A 21,648-nucleotide genomic window follows, 5' to 3' on the forward strand; every position below is an offset into this window, starting at 1 on the left:
TGCCGCCGGTTGGTTCGCGCTTGCCCCGCGCTCTACCCGCTCTTACCTTTCACCGGCCGCCCTGCAGGAATTCTTTTTCGCTGCCTGGAATGCTTGCGGCGCCATGCTCGGAGAGCGGGGCGCCGCAGACTTGTGCACTATGTTATGCACTTGGTTATTCACACAGTTATACACAGGACACACAACATCTAGTGCGTAACTGAATTTGTGGCACCAAGTATAGTGGACTTTCAAGACAGATCAAATCGTTTTATTTATCCGAAACGTATTGACTTTTGGCTCGCGCGACGCGAAGCCGGCTCCCCGGAGAGCGAGGCTGCGCCTCGTTCTCCTCGCATCACGCGAGCTCGCGCGAACGGCCGTTACCGCGTTTTGGAAAACTTGAGATAGGGGAAATACCGATCCGCGAGCGAGGTGTCGCGTTGCAGGCGCGTCCATTCGAAGTGGGGGCCCGGATCGGTCTTGCGGCCGGGCGCAATGTCGGAGTGTCCGGCGAGGGCTTCGATCGGATAACGTGCCGCGAGCGCTCTCACGAGCGCGCTCAGCGTGCGGTATTGCGCCGCCTCGAAAGCAGTCGTGTCGCTGCCTTCGAGTTCGATGCCGATGGAGAAATCATTGCAACGCTCGCGGCCGAAAAAATTCGACGGCCCCGCGTGCCACGCGCGCTCGTTGCACGACACGAACTGCTCGAGCGCGCCGTCGCGATGAATCACGAAATGCGCCGACACGCGCACGCCGCGCAGATGCGCGTCGTAATACGGGTGAGCGTCGCAATCGAGTGTATTGAGGAAGAGTTCGGCAATCGCGGTGCCGCCGAATTCATTGGGCGGCAAGCTGATGTTGTGCACGACGATCAGCGTGGGCACCGCGCCTTGTGGCCGCGCCTCGAAGTTCGGCGACGGCAGTTTGCGTGCTTGCGCGGCCCAACCGTCTGCGTCGACGGTGAACTCGACGCTCATCGGGCGTCGCGGCCCGTGGGTCGCGTGCCGTGCCGCTGCGCGTGCGCGGCGCTGCAGAACACCTGGCCCGCGACGACCACCGAGTCGCTCTTCGGCGCATGCACGCCGCACTCGACACAACGGATCATCGGCTCCGCGAGTTGCGGCGCCTCGGGCTGACGCGCGGCGCCGTTGCCGTTATTGGCAGCGCCGCGCGCGCCGCCTGCGCCGGTACGTTGCGCGGTGTGCGCATCGTGACGGCGCAGCGCCTTCACAAGCCACTGCCCGACGATGAACAACAGGATCAGCAAAAAGATTTGTCGCATGGGACACGCTCACACTACAGCTCGGTGCAACAGCACCTCGAAAACAAAACGGCTGCCGACGTACGCCAGCAGCAACGCGACGAACGACGCCAGCACCCAGCGCAATGCGGCACGGCCGCGCCAGCCGGACACCTTGCGCGCCGTCAGGAGCGCGCCGAACATCACCCACGAAAGAATGGCGAACACGGTCTTGTGATCGAGCCGCAGCGCGCGGTCGACCAGTTGCTCGCTAAACAGAATGCCCGATACCAGCGTCAGCGTGAGCAGCACGAAGCCCGCGCCGATCAGACGGAACAGCAGCTTCTCGAGCGTGAGCAACGGCGGCAGTGTATCGAGCCAACTGGAGAGCCAGCCGTTGCCCGCTGCGGCCACATGCCGCTGCGCGACGCCGCCGCGCATCGCATGAAGACGCCGCTCGACGAGCAGCATCAGGACGGCGTGCAGCGCCGCGATCGCGAACAGGCCATACGCGATGTTGGCGATCAGGAAGTGCAGCTTGAACATGGGCGCGGCCGAATACGGCAGCACACGCACGCCGTTGAACGCGAGCGGCAACAGCGACGCGACGCAGGCGAGCGGCAAGACCAGCAGACGCAGCCCGTCGAGCGGAAAGAAAAAGCTTTCTATCCAATAGATGCCGGCGCCGAGCCAGAACATCGCGGAGAGCGCGAAGGCGAAGCCGAACACCATCGCGTTCTGCGGGAAGATCGTGGTGTGCAGCAGCACGCCGTGCGCGAGCAGCGCGACGAACAGCAGCGCGCGGCCCGATGAGCTCATGCCCGACGCCGCGGCCCCGGCGAACCCGGAACGCGCGTCGGCCGTGGTTGCCGCGCCGGCCGGCATGGGCGCGACGCTCTCCAGCATGGAGCGCGATCCGGCGTGCCGGTGCGAGCGCCAGCCCGCTACGGCGAGTCCGCCGTACAGGAGCGCGGTGAGGGCATACAGTACAATATCCATATTCGAAGTTTACACTAGGCCCCCGCCCCGCGACGTCTTCCGCTTCGCGCCCGCCCGGGCCGCACTGTTCATCGCTCCCCATGCTCGACAATCTGACTCAACGGATGGCGCGCGTCGTCAAGACGCTGCGCGGCGAAGCCCGGCTCACCGAGGCGAACACCCAGGAAATGCTGCGCGAAGTGCGCCTTGCGCTGCTCGAGGCGGACGTGGCGCTGCCCGTCGTGCGCGAGTTCATCGCGAAGGTGAAAGAGAAGGCGCTCGGCGAGGAAGTCATCAGCAGTCTGTCGCCGGGTCAGGCGCTCGTCGGCGTCGTGCAGCGCGAGTTGACCGCGGTGATCGGCGGCGATTACGAAGGCAAGGCATCGGAGCTGAACCTGGCCGTCACGCCGCCGGCCGTCATCCTGATGGCGGGTTTGCAGGGCGCGGGTAAGACGACCACGGTCGGCAAGCTCGCCAAGCTGCTGCGCGAAAAGTACAAGAAGAAGGTGCTGACCGTTTCGTGCGACGTCTATCGCCCTGCTGCTATCGCGCAGTTGAAGACGGTGACCGAGCAGGTCGGCGCGGATTTCTTCCCGTCGGAACCGGATCAGAAGCCGGTGGACATCGCGCGTGCGGCGGTGGATTGGGCCAAGCGTCACTATCACGACGTGCTGATCGTCGACACGGCCGGCCGTCTCGGTATCGACGAAGCGATGATGCAGGAAATCACCGCGCTGCATACCACGCTGAAGCCGGCGGAAACGCTGTTCGTCGTCGATGCGATGCTCGGCCAGGACGCCGTCAACACGGCGAAAGCGTTTAGCGACGCGCTGCCGCTCACCGGCGTCGTGCTGACCAAGCTCGACGGCGACTCGCGCGGTGGCGCGGCACTCTCCGTGCGTCACGTCACGGGCAAGCCGATCAAGTTCGTCGGCGTCGCGGAAAAGCTCGACGGCCTCGAAGTGTTTTATCCGGATCGCATGGCGAACCGGATTCTCGGCATGGGCGACATTCTCGCGCTCGTCGAAGAAGCGCAGAAGGGCGTCGACGTTCAGGCCGCGCAAAAACTCGCCGACAAGGTGAAGAAAGGCGGCGACTTCGACCTGAACGATTTCCGCGCGCAGCTCACGCAAATGAAGGGCATGGGCGGGCTGTCGTCGCTGATGGACAAGCTGCCCGCGCAATTTCAGCAGGCCGCCGCCGGCGCCGACATGAGCCAGGCTGAAAAACAGATGCGCCGCATGGAAGGCATCATCAACTCGATGACGCCGCTCGAGCGCGCCAAGCCGGATCTCATCAAGGCCACGCGCAAGCGCCGCATCGCCGCGGGCGCGGGCGTGCAGGTGCAGGAAGTCAACCGCATGCTGAACCAGTACGACCAGATGCGCACGATGATGAAAAAGCTGAAGGGCGGCAACATGCAAAAGATGATGCGCGGCATGAAGGGCATGTTGCCCGGCATGCGCTAAGCTTTAGCAAGACGGCGGCACGCGCGTCGTGCGGGTTGCACTGCGCCCGCCGATAGCCGCCGCCTCGGAAAAGGAATTGGTTGAGAGCATTCCCGCTCACACTATGTATACAGTCACCGCCCGTCAGACGTCATGAACCGCGAAGAAGCTCTCCACATTTTTAGCCACTCCGAAGAAATCGTTTCGGCCGACGACGTGAACGCGTCGATCAGCGGCATGGCTGCCGCCATCCGCGCCGAAATAAGCGAGGACTTCCCGCTCGTGCTTTCGGTGATGGGCGGCGCCGCGGTGTTCACCGGCATGCTGTTGCCGCACCTCGACTTTCCGCTCGAGTTCGACTACATCCACCTGACCCGCTATCGCAACACCACCAAAGGCGGCAACGAGATGCAGTGGCGCGTGGCGCCGGCCGAGTCGGTGAAGGATCGCGTGGTGCTGGTGCTCGACGACATTCTCGACGAAGGCGAGACCATGGCCGCGATTCGCGACCGCATTCTCGCGATGGGCGCGAAGCGCTTCCTGAGCGCGGTGCTGTGCGAGAAGATCATTCCGAAGGCCAAGCCGCTGCGCCCGGACTACTGCGGCTTCGAAGTGCCGGACCGCTATGTGTTCGGCTGCGGCATGGACGCGAAAGGCTACTGGCGCAACCTGCCGACCATTCGCGCGCTGACCGAAGGCGCGTGAGTTCTTCATCTGTCTTGCGCTGGAACGAAAAAGCGGCCTACCTGGGCCGCTTTTTTCATTGCGCAGCGATAAGGCGCGCCGCCGGCTTCAGAGTTGATGCACGAAGGCGCGGATACCGCCGAGCATCATCTCGACGGAAATCGCCACCAGCACGAGTCCCATCAGACGCTCGAATGCCATCATGGTTCGCTCGCCGAGCCATGCCTGAATGCGCTCGGCCAGCATTAGCACCACAGCGCAAACGATCATGGTGACGGTCAGCGCGCCGATCCATTCGAACATCTTGCCGGGCGCCTGCGACGTCAACAGCATCACCGTTGCGAGCGCCGACGGCCCGGCCAGCGCCGGAATGGCCAGCGGCACGATCAACGGCTCGCCGCCGCGCGCGTCGCCACCGAACGGGCCGTCCGGATGCGGGAACACCATGCGCAGCGCAATCAGAAACAGCACGATGCCGCCGCCGATTCGCAACGACTGGTCCGTGAGACTCATCATCCGCAAGAACGCGTCGCCCAGCACCATGAACAGCAGCAGGATCGCAAACGCAATCGCGACCTCACGCAGAATCACAGCGGTGCGACGCTTCGGCGACACACCGCGCAGACAACTGATGAAGAGCGGAATGTTGCCGAGCGGATCGGTGATGAGAATCAGCAGGACGGTCGCGGACAGGAAGGTGTACTCCACCGTCCGCTCCGCTTAGCGCGCGAGCGCCGCGCGCACCTTCGCGATCACCGTTTGCGCGGCTTCGTCGACCGGCAGCAGGGTCGCCTCGGCGTCGCGGCGGCCCTGATATTCGAGCTTGCCTTCCTTCAGGCCGCGGTCGCCGATCACGAGACGATGCGGCACGCCGATCAGCTCCCAGTCGGCGAACATCACGCCGGGGCGTTCGCCGCGGTCGTCCAGAATCACGTCGATGCCTGCCTCCACCAGTTCCGCGTACAGCTTGTCGGCCTGCTCGCGCACGGCTTCGCTGCGGTCATAGCCCATCGGGCACAGGACGACTTCGAACGGCGCGATCGATTCCGGCCAGATGATGCCCTTGTCGTCGAAATTCTGTTCGATCGCGGCGCCCAGAATACGCGTGATGCCGACGCCGTAGCAGCCCATTTCCATCGGCTGCGGCTTGCCGTTTTCGTCGAGGCAGGTCGCGTTCATCGCTTCGGAATATTTGGTGCCGAGCTGGAACACATGGCCGACCTCGATGCCGCGGCAAATGTCGAGCACGCCCTTGCCGTCCGGCGACGGATCGCCCTTCTTGACGTCGCGAATGTCCGCGACGACCGGCTCCGGCAAATCGCGGCCCCAGTTGACGCCGGTGGTGTGGAAGTCCACCTCGTTCGAGCCGACCACGAAGTCGCTCATGTTCGCGACCGTGCGGTCCGCCACGACCTTCACCGGCTTCTTCGTGTTGAGCGGGCCGAGATAGCCCGGCGGCGTGCCGAAGGTCTCGATGATCTCAGCCTCGGTCGCCATGCGGAAGTCAGCGAGGCCCGGCAAGTTGTTTGCCTTGATCTCGTTCAGATCGTGATCGCCGCGCAGCATCAGCAGCCAGATGGTCGGCTCGGCGCCTTCGTTTTCGGTCGCGAGCACGATCGACTTGATGGTGCGTTCGAGCGGAATGTTCAGATACTCGGCGACGGCCTCGCACTTTGCCTTGCCCGGCGTGGGCGTCTTCTTCAGCTCCTCGGTGGGAGCGGCGCGTTGCGCGTACAGCGGCAATGCTTCGGCCGCTTCGACATTCGCGGCGAAGTCGGAAGTCGGGCAATAGGCGATTGCGTCCTCACCCGTTTCGGCGATCACGTGAAACTCATGCGAGCCGCTGCCGCCGATCGAACCGTTGTCCGCCGCGACCGCGCGGAAGTCGAGACCGAGGCGCGTGAAAATGCGCACGTACGCGTCGTACATCTTGCGATACGACTCGCGCAGACCCGCCGCGTCCTTGTCGAACGAGTACGCGTCTTTCATGATGAACTCGCGGCCGCGCATCACGCCGAAACGCGGACGGATTTCGTCGCGGAACTTGGTCTGGATCTGATAGAAGTTGACCGGCAACTGACGGTAGCTCTTGATCTGGCCACGCGCGATGTCCGTCACCACTTCTTCATGCGTCGGTCCGATGACGAAATCGGACTGCTTGCGGTCCTTGAAGCGGAGCAATTCGGGGCCGTATTTTTCCCAGCGGCCCGACTCCTGCCACAACTCGGCCGGCTGCACGGCCGGCATCAGCAATTCGATAGCGCCCGCCCGGTTCATTTCCTCGCGCACGATGGCTTCCACCTTGCGGATCGAGCGCAGGCCGATCGGCAGGTAGTTATAGATACCGCCGGCGACGCGGCGGATCATGCCGGCGCGCACCATGAGCTTGTGGCTGACGATCTCGGCGTCTGCCGGAGCTTCTTTCAGGGTGCCGATAAAGAAACGGGAAGCTTTCATTCAGATTTTCCAAAAGCGGCGGCTCCGGAGGGACCGCCCGAAAGGGTGAAACGGGAAATCGACACGGCTGCGGCGCCAGAACCCGCGGTGTGCTGCACTGCGCCGCACCGACGCCAAAGCGCCGGCGACGCCGCCGCGCAAAGCCTTCTGCACAAGGGATGACGCGCGGGAAGCTTGACAGGCTACCGCAAATGCAGGCCTTTTGCGGCGAATCGTTCCATTCTGGTGCGAATCGGTGCGTCAGGGCCGTTATCTGTTTATAATCAAAGCAATTTTAAAGGATTCGAAGGTGGTTGTATGCTGGATCGTGAAGGCTTTCGCCCGAACGTCGGCATCATCCTCTTGAACGCGCACAACGAGGTGTTTTGGGGCAAACGGCTCCGTGAACATTCCTGGCAGTTTCCGCAAGGGGGCATCAAGTACGGAGAGACCCCCGTGCAAGCGATGTATCGGGAGTTACACGAAGAAACCGGCCTGCTTCCTGAGCACGTCAAGGTGATTGGTCGCACGCGCGACTGGTTGCGTTACGAGGTGCCTGACAAGTTCATCAAGCGTGAGGTACGCGGTCATTACCGCGGCCAGAAACAAATCTGGTTTTTGCTCCGAATGGTGGGGCGCGATTGCGACATCTGCTTGCGCGCCACCGACCACCCGGAGTTCGATGCCTGGCGTTGGAACGAATATTGGGTGCCGCTCGACTGTGTGATCGAGTTCAAGCGGGATGTGTATCAGTTGGCGCTGACGGAGCTGTCCCGTTTCATGCGCCGGACTGTGCCGCGTGCGGAAAAACCCGGCGCTCATCATGGGCCGCGCTATCCACGGATAGCGTCGTCAATGGAAAGTCCGCCGGATTCCACGGTAATGACGGTGACAACGGTCACGTCCGTCAGAATCGAAACTTCGGTTCGCACAACAAGCGCGTCCGACTGCGGTGAAAATGCCGCGTCAACGGACGAGGCCAGCGCCGCGTCGGAGCTTGAAGAAGACGCAGCTCGCGAGGCTGCCGTTTCGTTGCTTCGCCAAGGCGTGCGTAGTTGATCGTTCTGCGCGGCTTTCCGTGCCGCTATGCGGGCGCGGCCCCCGGACCCGGGAGCCGCGCCCGTTTTTTGAGGAAAACCATATTGAAAGCTCTCGCTCTCGTCGTGGCGTGCGTCGCCACCGGCGCCCTTCTGGCTGGCTGTTCGAGTGCCGGCAAACCCACCAATAAGGATGACAGCGCGTTTACCTATCTGCTCGACCGGCCTACCAATTGGGTCGAAAACAAGGTCGAGACGTTGCCGCCGCTGCCGCAGGACTCCAGCCTCCTTCCGTTCGAAGTGTCGGGCAATACGCCGCTGCATTTCGCGATAGATCCGACGTCGCTCACGGTGGGTTCCGACGGCGTGGTGCGCTACACGGTGGTGGTCACGAGCCCGAGCGGCGCGCGCAATGTGAACTACGAGGGCATTCGCTGCGACACCTACGAATGGCGTCTGTATGCCGGCCTGAACGCCGATCACGACGGCTGGGACAGAACCGTTGCCAACGACTTCACGCGCATCGAGAACGGCGCGCTCAACGCGTATCACGCGGCGCTGTACCAGGACTATCTGTGTGCAAACAAGCTGCCGACAGGCAGCGCCAAGTCGATTATCGAGAACATCCGCTATAAGCGCACGGCGACGTCTTTAATTCATTGAACCGTTGACGATGCATTAGGCAAAAAAGCCGTTCCGGTGGTGACTGGAACGGCTTTTTTAATTGCTGCCTGGTGTCTCTTTGCCAGCCACTGACCGCTGATTGATTACCCACTCAAACCAGCACCAGGTTGTCCCGATGAATCAGTTCCGGTTCGAGCATGTAGCCGAGCACCGACTCGATCTCGCCGCTCGGACGCCGCTGAATCAGCTTGGTTTCGGCACTGCTGTAATTGGTGAGGCCGCGCGCCACCTCCCGGCCCGCTGCGTTCAGGCAAGCGATCACCTCGCCCCGCGCAAACGCACCCTGCACGCCGACAATGCCGATAGGCAGCAGGCTCTTGCCGCCCGCGGTCACCTTCTCGACGGCGCCGTCGTCGATCACGACGTGGCCGCGCACCTGCAGGTGATCGGCCATCCACTGCTTGCGTGCTGCCATGCGCGCGGTGCGTGCGATCAGTTGCGTGCCGATCGCTTCCCCCGAGGCGAGCCGCGACAGCACGTCGGCTTCGCGGCCGCTGGCTATCACCGTGTTCGCTCCGCTGTGAGCGGCGCGCTTGGCGGCGAGAATCTTGGTCAGCATGCCGCCTCGGCCGAGGCTCGAACCCGCGCCGCCGGCCATCGCTTCGAGATCGGGCGCGCCGGCATCCGCCTGCTGAACCAGCGTCGCGGTCGGATCTTTCCGCGGATCGGCGGTGAAAAGCCCTTGCTGATCGGTGAGGATGATGAGCGCGTCGCCCTCGATCAGGTTCGCGACGAGCGCGCCGAGCGTGTCGTTGTCGCCGAACTTGATTTCGTCGGTGACGACCGTGTCGTTCTCGTTGATGATCGGCACCACGCCGAGCCGCAACAGCGTCAGCAGCGTGGAGCGCGCATTCAGATAGCGCTCGCGGTCCGCGAGGTCCGCATGCGTCAGCAGGATTTGCGCGGTCTGAATGGAATGCTCGGCAAAGCGGCTTTCGTAGACCTGGGCAAGGCCCATTTGACCGACGGCGGCGGCCGCCTGCAATTCGTCGATTTCGCGCGGCCGCTTGGTCCAGCCGAGCCGCTGCATGCCTTCCGCGATCGCGCCGGAGCTCACCAGCACGACTTCCTTACCTTGAGCGCGCAACGCGGCGATCTGCGCAGCCCAGCGGCCGATCGCAGCATGATCGAGGCCTCGGCCGTCGTTCGTGACGAGGCTCGAGCCGACTTTCACTACCAATCGCCGTGAATCTGCGATGACGGAACGCATTGTGCGTGGTCTCCCAAGATGACGCCTGACACGCACCGGCCCCGAAAGGCCGGCGCTCCCGTTGTTTATTCCTGCGGATCGGCGCTGGATTCGCTGGCGGCGGCCGGCGCTTCGGGCTTGTCGCGAAAGCGCACGTCGGCGGCGAGATCTTCAGCCTCAGCCGCGCGCTGAGCTTCCGAATGCGCGGCGATGTAGTCGAACACCGCGTAGCAAAGGCTCTCGCAGCCCTGACCGGTCAGCGCCGAGATTTCGAACACCGGGCCGTCCCAGCCGAAGCCTTCGAGGAACGCCGACACGCGCGCTTCGCGCTCGTCCTCGGGCACCATGTCGAGCTTATTGAGCACCAGCCAGCGCGGCTTCTGATACAGCTGCTCGTCGTACTTGCGCAGTTCGTTGACGATCGCCCTGGCTTCCGCGACCGGGTCGACGGATTCGTCGAACGGCGCGATGTCGACGATATGCAGCAGCAGACCTGTGCGCTGCAAGTGCCGCAGGAACTGGTGACCGAGCCCCGCGCCTTCAGCCGCGCCTTCGATCAGGCCCGGAATGTCCGCGATCACGAAGCTGCGGCTCGGCCCAACGCGCACCACGCCGAGATTAGGCGCGAGCGTGGTGAACGGATAGTCGGCAATCTTCGGCTTCGCGTTCGATACCGAAGAAATGAACGTCGACTTGCCCGCGTTCGGCATGCCGAGCAGACCGACGTCGGCCAGCACTTTGAGTTCGAGGCGCACCATGCGGCGCTCGCCCGGCTTGCCGTCCGTTTTCTGGCGCGGCGCGCGGTTCGTGCTGGACTTGAAGTGCAGGTTGCCCAAACCGCCCGCACCGCCCTCCGCGATTTTCACGCTCTGATTGTGCTCGGTCAGATCGGCGATCAGTTCGCCGGTTTCCATGTCGGTAATCGTGGTGCCGACCGGCATGCGCAGCGTGATGTCGTCGCCGCCCTTGCCGTAGCAGTCCGCGCCACGGCCGTTTTCGCCGTTGCGCGCCATATGTTTTTTCGCGTAGCGATAGTCGATCAGCGTGTTGATGTTGCGGTCTGCTACCGCAATCACGCTGCCGCCCCGCCCGCCGTCGCCGCCATCGGGGCCGCCGAACGGAACGAACTTCTCGCGGCGCATCGACGCGCTGCCATCCCCTCCGTCGCCGGCGATGACTTCAATCCTCGCTTCGTCAATGAACTTCATGCGTAACTCCGTCCCGTGGTGTACAGCCAGATGGTGCTGCCAGATGTGTTGTTGCCGGATACTGCCTGATACAGCTATTTTGCCGCGCCCGCCGCGCGATGATCAATCGACCGAACGGCATAGGACGACGTCAGAATTCGCGGCGGCAACAGCCGCTACCGCAATAAAAAAAGCCCCGCTAACTTCGCGGGGCCTTTTTCCGGTCCTGAAGCCCGTGCCTGAGCAAGCTCAGACTGCTGCCGGGATCACGTTGACCATGTGCTTCTTCGCGGCGCCTTTCGTCGAAAACTTGACGTGGCCGTCCGTCAGCGCGAACAAGGTGTGATCCTTGCCGATACCGACGTTCTCGCCAGCGTGCATGCGCGTGCCACGTTGACGAACGATGATGCCGCCAGCGTTGATAGCCTGACCGCCGTACACTTTCACGCCAAGTCGCTTCGACTCGGAGTCGCGGCCGTTCCGGGACGATCCGCCTGCCTTTTTGTGTGCCATTTGATTTGCTCCTTAACCGGTGCGCTTACGCGTTGATCGCGTCGATGCGCAGTTCGGTATAGTTCTGGCGGTGGCCGCCATGCTTCTGGTAGTGCTTCCGGCGACGCATCTTGAAGATGGTCACTTTCTTGTGACGACCTTGCGACACGACGGTAGCCTTGACGGAAGCCCCACTGACCAGCGGCGCACCGAACTTAATCGATTCGCCTTCGCCCACTGCGAGAACCTGGTCGAGCGTGATTTCAGCGTCAATGTCTGCCGGTATCTGTTCTACTTTAAGTTTTTCGCCGACGGCAACTTTATACTGCTTGCCACCGGTTTTTATGACCGCGTACATTGAGAACCTCACTCTGTGTTCATTTTTTCCACGCACCGCGCGCGGAAACCCGTGATTATACATAGAGTTAGCTGCTCGGTCAAAACTCATTGAGAGCCGCCGTGCCGTCCGGGTGACGCGCGGCCCGCCGCCGGGCGCCGCTCCACGCTGCTCTGTGCGCTGCCGTAAGGCGCGGCGCACGGCAGTCCGCGACCCGGAACCACCGCGATTCGCCTTATAATTCGCGGCACTACCCAATTCAGCCATCATGTCGTCGACTGCCACCCCCTCCTCCAACGCCGCCAGCCTGCTCGCTCCGATAGCCGAAGACATGCAGCAGGTGAATCGCGTCATCCGGCACCGTCTTGCGTCCGAGGTGATGCTGATCAATCAGATCTCCGAGTACATCATCAGTGCCGGAGGCAAGCGGCTGCGGCCCGCGCTGCTGCTGCTGGTGGCCGGCGCGCTCGGAGAAACCACGGGGCATCGGCATGAACTGGCGGCGGTCGTGGAATTCATCCACACCGCGACGCTGCTGCATGACGACGTGGTCGACGAATCCGATCTGCGGCGCGGCCGCCAGACGGCCAACGCGCTCTTCGGCAACGCGGCGAGCGTGCTCGTCGGCGATTTTCTGTATTCGCGCTCGTTCCAGATGATGGTCGGGGTAGGCAAGATGCGCGTGATGGAGATCCTGGCCGAGGCGACCAACATCATCTCGGAAGGCGAGGTGCTGCAGCTGCTGAACATGCACGACGCCGACGTGGACGAAGCCCGCTACATGCAGGTGATCCGTTACAAAACGGCGAAGCTGTTCGAGGCCGCCGCGCAACTCGGCGCGGTGCTGGCCGGCGCGGACGCCCGCATCGAAGCGGCCGCGGCGGAATTCGGCCGGCGCATCGGCACGGCCTTCCAGATCATGGACGACTGGCTCGACTACACGGGCACGGCAGAGTCCATGGGTAAAAATGCCGGCGACGATTTGCGCGAAGGCAAGCCCACGCTGCCGCTCATCTATCTGATCGAGCGCGGCACGCCCGAGCAATCGGCGCTTGCCCGCGAGGCCATCGAACAAGGCGGCACCGACCGTTTCGAAACGATTTTCGAAGCCATCACGCGTTCAGGCGCGCTCGACCACACGCTCGAATGCGCGAAGCAGGAGGCGCAAGCAGCCGCCGCCGCAATTTCTTCGTTCCCGGATTCCATTTACAAAGAAAGCCTGCTAGAATTATGTTCTTACTCGACGGCGAGACAGTCTTAAACGAGACGGAAACGCCGGTTTAGTCTGAATCGAGTTCGCAGTACTTTTCGGGGTGTAGCTTAGCCTGGTAGAGCGCTACGTTCGGGACGTAGAGGCCGGAGGTTCGAATCCTCTCACCCCGACCAGATTTGCCTTGTTAGTTCAAGGCTCGAAAAATCGCCCAGCTTGCTCGGCGGTTTTTTGTTTTTGCGGCGCATGTTCGTTAGAGCCCGCATGCCGCGGCCATGTCGAGCGCAAAGGCCCTGTTTTCAGGGCGGCGCCGCGCACGGCTTCGGCAGCCCCCTCTGCTATATTCTCTCCATCCTTTCCCCCTCTATCCTTCGCGACGCGTGGAACAACTTCCCTTATGGGCGCAGATTGGCGCCGTCTTCCTGCTGCTTGTCTGCTCGAGCTTCTTCTCGATTTCCGAAACGGCGATGATGGCGCTCAACCGCCATCGGCTGAAGCATCTCGCTAGCAAAAACGCGCTCGGCGCGAAGACCACGCAGGGTCTGCTGGCGCATACCGATCAACTGCTGAGCGTCGTGCTGATCGGCAACAATCTGTTCAACACGATCATCCCGGTTCTGACGACTTCGATCGCATTGCACACGTTCGGGCGCAACAACCTCGTACTGTCGATCGCGACCGGCATCGTCGCCTTCCTGATCATCGTCTTTGCGGAGATCACGCCGAAGATCGTCGGCGCGACCTTCCCCGAGAAAATCGCACTGCCCGCCAGTCTGCTGATCGCGCCGATGATGCGCGTCGCCAGACCGCTCGTGTGGTTCGTCAACCTGTTCGCCACCGGCATCTTGCGGGTGCTGCACATCAACACAAAAGGCGCGCGCGACCAGCGCCTGTCCACCGAGGAATTGCGCACCATCGTGCTCGAGTCCGGCAGCTTCATGCCGACCAAGCACCGCAGCATTCTGCTTAACCTGTTCGACCTCGAAAACATTTCCGTGGACGACGTGATGATCCCGCGCCGCCGCATCGAGGCGCTCGACTTCGACGCGCCGTTCGAACAGATCCTGCATCAGCTCGAAACCTGCTATCACAACAAGCTGATCGTCTATCAGGGCGACATCGACCGCGTGCTCGGCGTACTGCACGTTCGCAAGACGCTCGCGGCTCTGCATAACCAGGAACTGGAGCGCGAGACGCTGCGCGAACTGCTCACCGAGCCTTACTTCGTGCCGACCGGCACGCCCGTGTTCCAGCAGTTGCAGTATTTCCAGGAGAGCCGCCACCGCATTGCGCTCGTCGTCAACGAATACGGCGAACTGCAAGGGCTCGTCACGCCGGAAGACATCATCGAGGAACTGATCGGCGAATTCACTACCTCGATCCCGCGTGGCGCCAGTTCACGCGGCGGCTGGAACGAGCATGGCGAATGCATCGTCGCGGGCAGCATGCCGCTGCGCGAGCTCAACCGCTGGCTGCAACTCACGCTGCCTACTGACGGCCCAAAAACGCTCAATGGCCTGATCCTCGAAATTCTCGAGGACATTCCCGACGGCGATGTCTGCGTGCAGATCCGCGACGTCAAACTCGAAGTCATGCGCAGCGACGATCAGGCGATCCGCACCGTCAAGCTGTTCAAACCGCCGGCGCGCGCAAAGGGCAAGGCGCTGCTCGGTTAGCGGATTCGGCGGACGGTCGTCGGTCGCCTCGCATGCGGATCAACCGCTCGCCTCACCGCCCGCACAGACAGCATCGCACAAGGTCCGAGCGCGCACCATTAGCCGAATGGCCGAGTGTCATTCAGACGCGCCTTGCCGGAAACTGGAGCCGTCGTGTTCTACAGGCGGCGCATCGCCGGCTCCTCATGCAAGCTTCTTTTCAACCCGCCGCATCGCTGCGGCCGCTGCCCACCGACGGCGCAAACGCGTCGCGCAACAAGCCCAACCCGCTCACCGCCGACTCAGGCGCGGCAACGCTCAACGATCCAGACAACGCCCCCGCCGTGCGTCTCTTGACGGACACGCTACGCGAAGCGACGCGCCGCAATGCGTCGGATCTGCACATCGAGCCGGCTGAAAACGGCTGGCGGGTGCGCCTGCGTATCGACGGCGTGCTGCACGAAATCTCGCCGCCCCCGGCTCATCTGCGAGACGCGTTCATCACGCGTGTGAAGGTGCTTGCGCGCATGGACATCGCCGAGCGGCGCGTGCCGCAGGACGGCCGGCTGCGCATCGCCACGTCGCCCGGACGGCTCGAGGACTACCGCGTCAACTCGCTGCCCACGCTATTTGGCGAAAAGCTCGTGTTGCGCAGGCTCGACGCGCTGCCGGCGGATCTTTCGCTCGACTTGCTCGGGCTCGACGCGCAGCAGCGCGATGCCGTCGATGCGGCAATTCGCGCGCCGCACGGTCTCGTGCTCGTCACGGGACCGACAGGCAGCGGCAAGACGCTGTCCTTGTACTGCTTTCTGAACCTGCTCAATAGCGAGGCGCGCAATCTCTGTTCCGTCGAAGATCCGGCCGAAATCCAGCTAGCCGGCATCAATCAGGTCAGCGTGCGCGAGAAGGCCGGGCTGACTTTCGCGGTCGCGTTGCGGGCGTTTTTGCGCCAGGACCCGGATGTGATCATGGTCGGCGAAATACGCGATGAGGAGACCGCCGACGTCGCCGTAAAAGCCGCGCAAACCGGCCACCTGGTGCTGTCCACATTGCACACGAACGACGCGCCGGCCGCCGTCGCGCGCCTGATCGACATCGGCGTCGCACCGTACAACCTCGCCGCCGCGCTGCGCATGGTGACCGCGCAGCGGCTCGTGCGGCGCCTGTGCGCGGCGTGCCGGGCGCCCGCGCCACATTCGGCCGCCGCCCTACGTGCCGCCGGTTTCGCCGACGATCAGCTCGGCGACTGGCAGCCGTATGCGGCCACCGGCTGCGCCGCTTGCCACGGCATCGGCTATCGGGGCCGCGTCGGCGTCCATCAGGTCATGCCGGTGTCCGATGCCATGCGCGATCTGATCGTCGCGCGTGCCGGCAGCCATGAACTCGCGCGGCAGGCCTACAGCGAACGGGTCGGCAGGCTGCGCGCCGCCGCGTTGGCCCTTGTGCGCGACGGCACCACGAGCCTCGCCGAGGCGCTCGCTGCAACGGATCTCGCGTGAGCACACCGATAACGCGCCGTCCTGCATCGACCGATACGCGCTTCCGATGGCGCGGCGTCGACGTCGATGGCAGCCGCAAAACCGGCGTGCTCATCGCACCGGACGCAGCCACTGCGCGGACACTTCTGAAGCGCGAGAATGTCTTCCTGACCGACCTGAAGACGGAAGGACCGGCGCCGCGCCCAAAAGCGAATGCCGCCGAAGTCACGCTGTTCACACGCCAGCTTTCCAGCCTGCTGCGCGCCGGCTTGCCGCTCGCGCCCGCGCTCGATCTGCTGGCTCAGCCGCAAAACTCGCGCCGTGCGGGCATGCCGCGCATCGTCGGCGCACTGGCACGCGACATCACCGCGGGTCTGCGTTTTTCCGCTGCGTTACATGGGCACCCGTCGCAGTTCAACGCACTGTATTGCCAACTGGTGGAAGTGGGCGAAGCGGCCGGCGCCTTGCCCGCCGTTCTCGCGAGAATCGCCGACGACCGCGAACGCGCCGCAGCGCAACGCGCAAAAGTGCGCGCCGCGTTGACGTATCCGGTGGCGATTCTGCTGCTTGCTCTTGCAATCACGGCTGCGTTGCTCGTTTGGGTCGTGCCGATCTTCAAACAGATCTTCGACGGCTTCGGCGCCCGGTTGCCCGCGCCCACGCAATTCGTATTGGCGCTGTCGTCCGGCGTCGCGACGTGGAGCGTGCCCGCGATCGCAGTCATCGTCGCCGCATGTTCGGCGGTGACGTTTCTCCTGCGACGTTCGGAAGCGGCGCGCATCCGCTTCGCGCGCTTGTCGTTGAAAATGCCAATCGCCGGCGCGCTGCTCGCGACGCTTTGTGCCGCGCGCTGGAGCCGTGCGCTCGGCACCTTGCTCTCCGCCGGCACGCCGCTCGCCGATGCGTTCGACTCGCTCACGCACGCCACCGGCAATGCATTTTTCGATCGCGCGACCGTCGACATCGCGGTGAGGCTGCGGCGCGGCGAACGGCTTGCCGCGGCCATGCGCGCGGCGCGCTGCTTTCCGCCCGAGGTCGTGCAGCCGATCGCGGTTGCCGAGGAGTCCGGAGCAATCGACACCATGCTGCTCGACGTGGCGTCGCTTGCCGATCGTCAGGTCGACGAAAAAATCGGCACGCTGTCGAGCCTGTGCGAACCGCTCGTCATCATTGTGCTTGGGGCGCTCGTCGGCGGCCTCGTCATCGCGATGTATCTTCCCATTATTCAACTCGGCAACGTGGTGTAGCATCGCAGCCGAATCCATTGTTTATCCATGCAGGCAGCTCATTCACTCGTGCCAGACACCTCATCCAGCCTGCTTTCGGGCCCGCTTTCAAGCCTGCTGCCGGCGCATTTCGCAGCCGGCTCCGGCCAGGCATTCGGCAGCCTGCCCATTGCATTGCAGTTCGCTTTTGCAATCGTGTTCGGTCTCGTGATCGGCAGCTTTCTGAACGTGGTCGTGCATAGAGTGCCCATCATGCTCGAACGGGCGTGGCGCCTCGAAGTGAGCGAGGCGACGGACGAAGCTCTCGAAGAAGACGGCCTGCCGCCGCGCTACAACCTGTGGGTGCCGCGTAGCGCCTGCCCTCACTGCAGGCACGTGCTGCGTGCGTGGGAGAACGTGCCGGTGCTGAGCTACCTGCTGTTGCGCGGCCGCTGCTCGGCATGCAAGGCGCGCGTGAGCCTGCGTTATCCGCTGCTCGAGCTTGCCAGCGCGGCGCTCGCGGCGCTCGCGCTCGCGCTGTTCGGCCCGACGCTCGCCGCGCTTGCCGCATTCGGGCTGTGTGCGGCGCTGCTGGCAATGAGCGCGATCGACATGGACACGCATCTGCTGCCGGACTCGATGACGTTGCCGCTGCTGTGGGCGGGCATCATCGTCAATTTCAACGGTATGTTCGCGCCGCTGCACGATGCGGTGCTGGGTGCAATCTTCGGCTACCTCGTGCTGTGGGCCGTGCATTGGCTGTTCCGGCTGGTGCGAGGTATCGACGGCATGGGTTACGGCGACTTCAAGCTGCTCGCCGCGCTCGGCGCGTGGCTCGGCTGGGCCGCGCTGCCGCAGATCGTGCTGGTGGCCGCCGTGGCGGGCGCGGTCGTCGGCCTCGCGGCCACGTGGCGCGGCCGCATGCGCTTCGAAGAACCGCTGCCTTTCGGTCCGTTTCTGGCAGCGGGCGGCGCACTCACGCTGTTCCTCGGCACACCGCTTTATCTGGCTCTCGGAGGCTGAAGCATGTTCGTGGTGGGACTGACTGGCGGCATCGGCAGCGGCAAATCGACGGTAGCCGATCTCTTCGCGGCGCACGGCGTGCCGCTCGTCGACACCGATGTGATCGCGCATCGCATCACCGCGCCGCAAGGCATGGCGATGCCGCAGATCGCCGCCGAGTTCGGCAATGCATTCGTCGCCGCCGATGGTTCGCTCGACCGCGCGCGCATGCGCGCACTCGTCTTCAGCGACGACGCGGCACGCAAGCGCCTCGAGAACATCACGCATCCTTTGATTCGCGCAGAAACCGAACGCGAACAACGCGAGGCGAAGGGGCCGTATGTGATCGTCGTGATTCCGCTGCTCGTCGAGTCGGGAAGCTGGAAAAACCGCGTGAATCGCGTGCTCGCCGTGGACTGCAGCGTGGAGACGCAAATCTCGCGCGTGATGAGCCGCAACGGTTTCAGCCGCGATCAGGTGCTTGCGATCATCGCGCGCCAGGCAACGCGCGAAGCGCGCCTCGCCGCCGCCGACGACGTAATCGTGAACGACAACGCGCCGCTTGCCTCCTTGGCGGCGCAAGTCGACGCGCAGCATCGCGCGTACCTTGCGCTCGTGGGAGCGTAAGCGGCACAGAAGTCAGCGGCGCAGCGCGAGCGTCTGCACGCATGCCGCGGGCATCTCGCTTTGACGACAAAACCGCGCGCCGATGCCTGACGTCAGCCGTTGGCGCGAATCGTTGAACTTCGGCACAGTCTGCATGCCGACGCAGTTGAAAACCGCCGAAAACGCGCAGAAAAGTTTGCACAGACGCGCACAAAAAGCGCGCGATTGCTAGGGTAGTCCCACGGCATTAGAATGTCCTGCAATCCCGTCACCGACCACGCCCGAGGCGAGCCCGCTTGATCCTTTACGAGTACCCCTTCAACGAGCGAATCCGGACGCTATTGCGCCTCGAAGATCTGTTCGAGCGCTTCACGTTCTTTCTGACGCAGCAAGACGCCAGGGAACATCACGTCGCACTGACTACGCTGTTCGAAATCTCCGAGGTAGCGGGTCGTGCGGATCTCAAGTCCGATCTGATGAAGGAACTCGAGCGGCAGCGGCAAACGCTCGCGCCGTTTCGCGGCAATCCGGGAATCGAGCAGAGCGCGCTTGAAGCCGTGCTCGGCGAAATCGAGCAGACCTTGGCGGGGCTTTCGCAGATGCAGGGCAAGACCGGCCAGCATCTTGCAGAGAACGAATGGCTTGCGAGCATCCGCAGCCGCGCGATCATTCCGGGCGGCACCTGCAAGTTCGATCTGCCGTCGTACTATGCGTGGCAGCAGCTTCATCCGGATCAGCGTCGTCAGGACATCGCGAAATGGGTCATGCCGCTGCTGCCGCTGCGCGACGCCGCCACGATCGTGCTGAGGCTTGCACGCGAGTCCGGCCAGGCATCGAAGGTCATGGCGATGGCGGGCAGCTATCAGCAAATGCTGTCGGGCCGCTCGTATCAGTTGATGCAGGTACGCGTGGCGCCCGAATTGCGTGTGATTCCCGAGGCCAGCGCGAACAAGTACATGCTGTGGGTGCGCTTCACGGTGCAGGACGGCGACTTGCGTCCGCGCGCGGTGGACGTCGACGTGCCCTTCCAGCTCACGCTTTGCAGCCTGTAAGCCCCGTCCGTTCCGACTGTCGGACAGATTCGGATACACAGATACATACAGCAGGCGCCCGCAGCCAGCCGCGCCTTTAAAGCGGCGCCAAATGCCCTTATATTCGTTACTGTTCAAATTGCACTAGTTGCCTGACCGTATGCCAACCGTCGTCAAATGCCCCACTTGCGGAAAGGACGTCCGCTGGACACCTGAAAGCCGGTTTCGCCCATTCTGCTCCGAGCGCTGCAAGCAGATGGATCTAGGCGCCTGGGCCGCCGAGAAGTACAAGATCGGCGGGACCGATCAGGAAGCGTCGTCGGACGAGACGCCTGACGGGGACTACAACCCGCATTGACCGGTACGGTACGGCACGGCGCGCCCCGTTCGCGCCGCACCTGAGCGCGAGTGGCCGCAACCGCGCCGTTTCCTTTCCCGATTACTGTTTCTCCGCCGCGAGCCATTCCAGCACTGGAATGGTGGCGGGCAACAGCGGCGACACGTCGGCGGGCAACGCCTGCCAGACAAACGCCTGACCTTCGCGGCCATGCGGCTCGCCCGTCCACTGCGTCACCTTGCAGAAAAAGAGCCGCACGTAGGCGTGCGGATAGTCGTGTTCGAGCGTATGCCAGAGGTGACAAGCCTTTACGTCGATGCCGAGTTCCTCGTGCAACTCGCGCGCGAGCGCCGCCTCGACCGATTCCCCCACCTCCAGCTTGCCGCCCGGAAACTCCCAGTAGCCTTCGTACGGCTTACCGGCCGGACGTTGCGCGAGCAGATAGCGCCCGTCCGGCTGCACCAGCACGCCGACGGCGACTTCCGTCACCGGGCGGCCCGCTGCGTTTGTCAGAGCGTCGCTCACGCCTGAGCTTTCCGGCCGGACCAGTCGCGCGCGAACTGCCACGCCACACGCCCCGAACGCGACCCGCGCTCCAGCGCCCACACCAGCGCATCGCCGCGCGCCGCCTCGACTTCGGCGTCGTTGCAGCCGAAATGCCGCAGCCAATGCGCGATGATCGACAGGTAGTCGTCCTGCTTGAACGGATAAAAGCTGACCCACAGCCCGAAACGTTCTGACAGTGAGATCTTTTCTTCGACAAGCTCGCCCGGATGAATCTCACCATCGGACGTGTGCTTGTAGGTCTCGTTGTCGCTCATGTACTCGGGCAGCAGATGGCGGCGGTTCGACGTCGCGTAAATCAGCACGTTGTCCGATTGTGCGGCGACCGAGCCGTCGAGCGCGACTTTCAGCGCCTTGTAGCCCGACTCGCCGTCTTCGAACGAGAGGTCGTCGCAGAACACGACAAAGCGTTCCGGCCGTTTCGCGATCAGATCGACGATATCGCCGAGGTCGTGCAGGTCGTCCTTGTCGACTTCAATGAGACGCAGGCCGTCTTTCGCGTACGCGTTCAGGCACGCCTTGATCAGCGACGACTTGCCGGTGCCGCGCGCGCCCGTTAGCAGCACGTTATTCGCGGGCAGCTTGTGGACGAATTGGCGCGTGTTCTGCTCGATGAGCGCTTTCTGGCGATCGATGTTTTGCAGATCGTCGAGCGTGATGTCCGAGATGGCCGGCACCGGCTGCAGATAGCCGCGCCCCTGGCGCTTGCGCCAACGAAACGCCACCGCCGCCGACCAGTCGATTTCAGGCGCGGCGGGCGGAAGCATCGCTTCGAGGCGGACGAGCACGGCTTCGGCCCGTGTCAGAAACTGTTCGAGTTTGTCCATGACAATGAGTGAGCGGCCCGAGGCCGCGTGATGAACCGG

23 protein-coding genes and 1 tRNA gene are annotated in these 21,648 nt (G+C 63.6%); 13 read left to right on the plus strand and 11 right to left on the minus strand.

Annotated elements, in window-relative coordinates:
• Positions 1-362: 362 nt before the first annotated feature.
• From ampD to AB6809_RS29055, 3 genes are read right to left on the minus strand one after another with little or no spacing between them, the layout of a single operon-like run.
• On the minus strand, positions 363-959 hold the full coding sequence (gene ampD, locus AB6809_RS29045) for a 1,6-anhydro-N-acetylmuramyl-L-alanine amidase AmpD (RefSeq protein WP_029971497.1): 597 nt from the start codon (positions 957-959) through the stop codon (positions 363-365).
• Positions 956-1,264: a PP0621 family protein gene (locus tag AB6809_RS29050; protein WP_029971498.1), complete on the minus strand. Its 309-nt coding sequence runs from the start codon at positions 1,262-1,264 to the stop codon at positions 956-958. Before AB6809_RS29050 ends, ampD begins: the two co-directional genes overlap by 4 nt.
• Positions 1,265-1,273: 9 nt before the next feature.
• Positions 1,274-2,221 carry an inner membrane protein YpjD gene (locus tag AB6809_RS29055; protein WP_029971499.1) on the minus strand — a complete coding sequence of 316 codons (948 nt, stop codon included), beginning with the start codon at positions 2,219-2,221 and terminating at the stop codon, positions 1,274-1,276.
• An 80-nt stretch (positions 2,222-2,301) separates the two neighbouring features.
• Here AB6809_RS29055 and ffh point away from each other — a divergent pair, with 80 nt between their 5' ends.
• Together ffh and AB6809_RS29065 are read left to right on the plus strand one after the other, a co-directional pair.
• Positions 2,302-3,669 carry a signal recognition particle protein gene (gene ffh / locus AB6809_RS29060; RefSeq protein ID WP_029971500.1) on the plus strand — a complete coding sequence of 456 codons (1,368 nt, stop codon included), beginning with the start codon at positions 2,302-2,304 and terminating at the stop codon, positions 3,667-3,669.
• A gap of 132 nt (positions 3,670-3,801) precedes the next feature.
• Positions 3,802-4,353, plus strand: a complete 552-nt coding sequence (locus tag AB6809_RS29065; RefSeq protein WP_006051843.1) for a hypoxanthine-guanine phosphoribosyltransferase — start codon at positions 3,802-3,804, stop codon at positions 4,351-4,353.
• 87 nt (positions 4,354-4,440) lie between these two features.
• Here AB6809_RS29065 and AB6809_RS29070 read toward each other — a convergent pair whose 3' ends face one another.
• Both AB6809_RS29070 and AB6809_RS29075 read right to left on the minus strand, forming a co-directional pair.
• Positions 4,441-5,040: a MarC family protein gene (locus AB6809_RS29070; RefSeq protein WP_006051842.1), complete on the minus strand. Its 600-nt coding sequence runs from the start codon at positions 5,038-5,040 to the stop codon at positions 4,441-4,443.
• A 12-nt stretch (positions 5,041-5,052) separates the two neighbouring features.
• The gene (locus tag AB6809_RS29075) at positions 5,053-6,789 is read right to left on the minus strand and encodes a proline--tRNA ligase (RefSeq protein ID WP_029971501.1); all 1,737 of its coding nucleotides are present in this window, start codon (positions 6,787-6,789) and stop codon (positions 5,053-5,055) included.
• A gap of 297 nt (positions 6,790-7,086) precedes the next feature.
• On the opposite strand from AB6809_RS29075, the gene AB6809_RS29080 reads away from it, so the two are divergent.
• Positions 7,087-7,827: an RNA pyrophosphohydrolase gene (locus AB6809_RS29080; RefSeq protein ID WP_006051840.1), complete on the plus strand. Its 741-nt coding sequence runs from the start codon at positions 7,087-7,089 to the stop codon at positions 7,825-7,827.
• Between the two features lie 83 nt (positions 7,828-7,910).
• Positions 7,911-8,468: a CNP1-like family protein gene (locus tag AB6809_RS29085; protein WP_006051839.1), complete on the plus strand. Its 558-nt coding sequence runs from the start codon at positions 7,911-7,913 to the stop codon at positions 8,466-8,468.
• 112 nt (positions 8,469-8,580) lie between these two features.
• On the opposite strand, the gene proB is transcribed toward AB6809_RS29085, so the two are convergent.
• The 4 genes from proB to rplU all read right to left on the minus strand — a co-directional run bounded on the left by proB (position 8,581) and on the right by rplU (position 11,715).
• Positions 8,581-9,699, minus strand: a complete 1,119-nt coding sequence (proB, locus tag AB6809_RS29090; protein WP_114156495.1) for a glutamate 5-kinase — start codon at positions 9,697-9,699, stop codon at positions 8,581-8,583.
• A gap of 65 nt (positions 9,700-9,764) precedes the next feature.
• Positions 9,765-10,886, minus strand: coding sequence for an Obg family GTPase CgtA (gene cgtA / locus AB6809_RS29095; protein ID WP_006051837.1), 1,122 nt, complete (start codon positions 10,884-10,886; stop codon positions 9,765-9,767).
• Positions 10,887-11,114: 228 nt separating this feature from the next.
• Positions 11,115-11,378: a 50S ribosomal protein L27 gene (gene rpmA, locus AB6809_RS29100; protein WP_006051836.1), complete on the minus strand. Its 264-nt coding sequence runs from the start codon at positions 11,376-11,378 to the stop codon at positions 11,115-11,117.
• 25 nt (positions 11,379-11,403) lie between these two features.
• Positions 11,404-11,715: a 50S ribosomal protein L21 gene (gene rplU / locus AB6809_RS29105; RefSeq protein WP_006051835.1), complete on the minus strand. Its 312-nt coding sequence runs from the start codon at positions 11,713-11,715 to the stop codon at positions 11,404-11,406.
• A 247-nt stretch (positions 11,716-11,962) separates the two neighbouring features.
• Between rplU and AB6809_RS29110 the strand changes: the two genes are divergently transcribed.
• The 9 genes from AB6809_RS29110 to yacG all read left to right on the plus strand — a co-directional run bounded on the left by AB6809_RS29110 (position 11,963) and on the right by yacG (position 20,239).
• Positions 11,963-12,955 carry a polyprenyl synthetase family protein gene (locus AB6809_RS29110; protein WP_006051834.1) on the plus strand — a complete coding sequence of 331 codons (993 nt, stop codon included), beginning with the start codon at positions 11,963-11,965 and terminating at the stop codon, positions 12,953-12,955.
• Between the two features lie 48 nt (positions 12,956-13,003).
• Positions 13,004-13,080 (plus strand) — tRNA-Pro (locus tag AB6809_RS29115).
• Positions 13,081-13,284: 204 nt separating this feature from the next.
• Positions 13,285-14,580, plus strand: coding sequence for an HlyC/CorC family transporter (locus AB6809_RS29120; protein WP_029971503.1), 1,296 nt, complete (start codon positions 13,285-13,287; stop codon positions 14,578-14,580).
• A gap of 185 nt (positions 14,581-14,765) precedes the next feature.
• Entirely contained in the window at positions 14,766-16,058 is a 1,293-nt protein-coding gene (locus AB6809_RS29125) for a GspE/PulE family protein (protein ID WP_371027724.1), read from the plus strand.
• On the plus strand, positions 16,055-17,284 hold the full coding sequence (locus AB6809_RS29130; protein WP_371027725.1) for a type II secretion system F family protein: 1,230 nt from the start codon (positions 16,055-16,057) through the stop codon (positions 17,282-17,284). The genes AB6809_RS29125 and AB6809_RS29130 overlap by 4 nt, the downstream gene beginning before the upstream one ends.
• A 27-nt stretch (positions 17,285-17,311) precedes the next feature.
• On the plus strand, positions 17,312-18,265 hold the full coding sequence (locus AB6809_RS29135; protein WP_371027726.1) for an A24 family peptidase: 954 nt from the start codon (positions 17,312-17,314) through the stop codon (positions 18,263-18,265).
• A gap of 3 nt (positions 18,266-18,268) precedes the next feature.
• Positions 18,269-18,871 (plus strand): dephospho-CoA kinase, encoded by a 603-nt coding sequence (coaE, locus tag AB6809_RS29140; RefSeq protein WP_371027727.1) that lies wholly within the window; start codon positions 18,269-18,271, stop codon positions 18,869-18,871.
• Between the two features lie 275 nt (positions 18,872-19,146).
• Positions 19,147-19,902: a cell division protein ZapD gene (gene zapD, locus AB6809_RS29145; RefSeq protein ID WP_006051828.1), complete on the plus strand. Its 756-nt coding sequence runs from the start codon at positions 19,147-19,149 to the stop codon at positions 19,900-19,902.
• 139 nt (positions 19,903-20,041) lie between these two features.
• Positions 20,042-20,239, plus strand: a complete 198-nt coding sequence (gene yacG / locus AB6809_RS29150) for a DNA gyrase inhibitor YacG (RefSeq protein ID WP_029971508.1) — start codon at positions 20,042-20,044, stop codon at positions 20,237-20,239.
• Positions 20,240-20,320: 81 nt separating this feature from the next.
• On the opposite strand, the gene AB6809_RS29155 is transcribed toward yacG, so the two are convergent.
• A complete protein-coding gene (locus AB6809_RS29155; RefSeq protein ID WP_371027728.1) occupies positions 20,321-20,743 on the minus strand; it encodes an NUDIX domain-containing protein in 423 nt (140 codons plus the stop codon).
• The gene (locus AB6809_RS29160; protein ID WP_006051825.1) at positions 20,740-21,609 is read right to left on the minus strand and encodes an ATP-binding protein; all 870 of its coding nucleotides are present in this window, start codon (positions 21,607-21,609) and stop codon (positions 20,740-20,742) included. Before AB6809_RS29160 ends, AB6809_RS29155 begins: the two co-directional genes overlap by 4 nt.
• Positions 21,610-21,648 lie beyond the last annotated feature (39 nt).

It is taken from the genome of Paraburkholderia sp. RCC_158, from assembly GCF_041355255.1.
In the GTDB taxonomy this organism is placed as follows: domain Bacteria; phylum Pseudomonadota; class Gammaproteobacteria; order Burkholderiales; family Burkholderiaceae; genus Paraburkholderia; species Paraburkholderia graminis.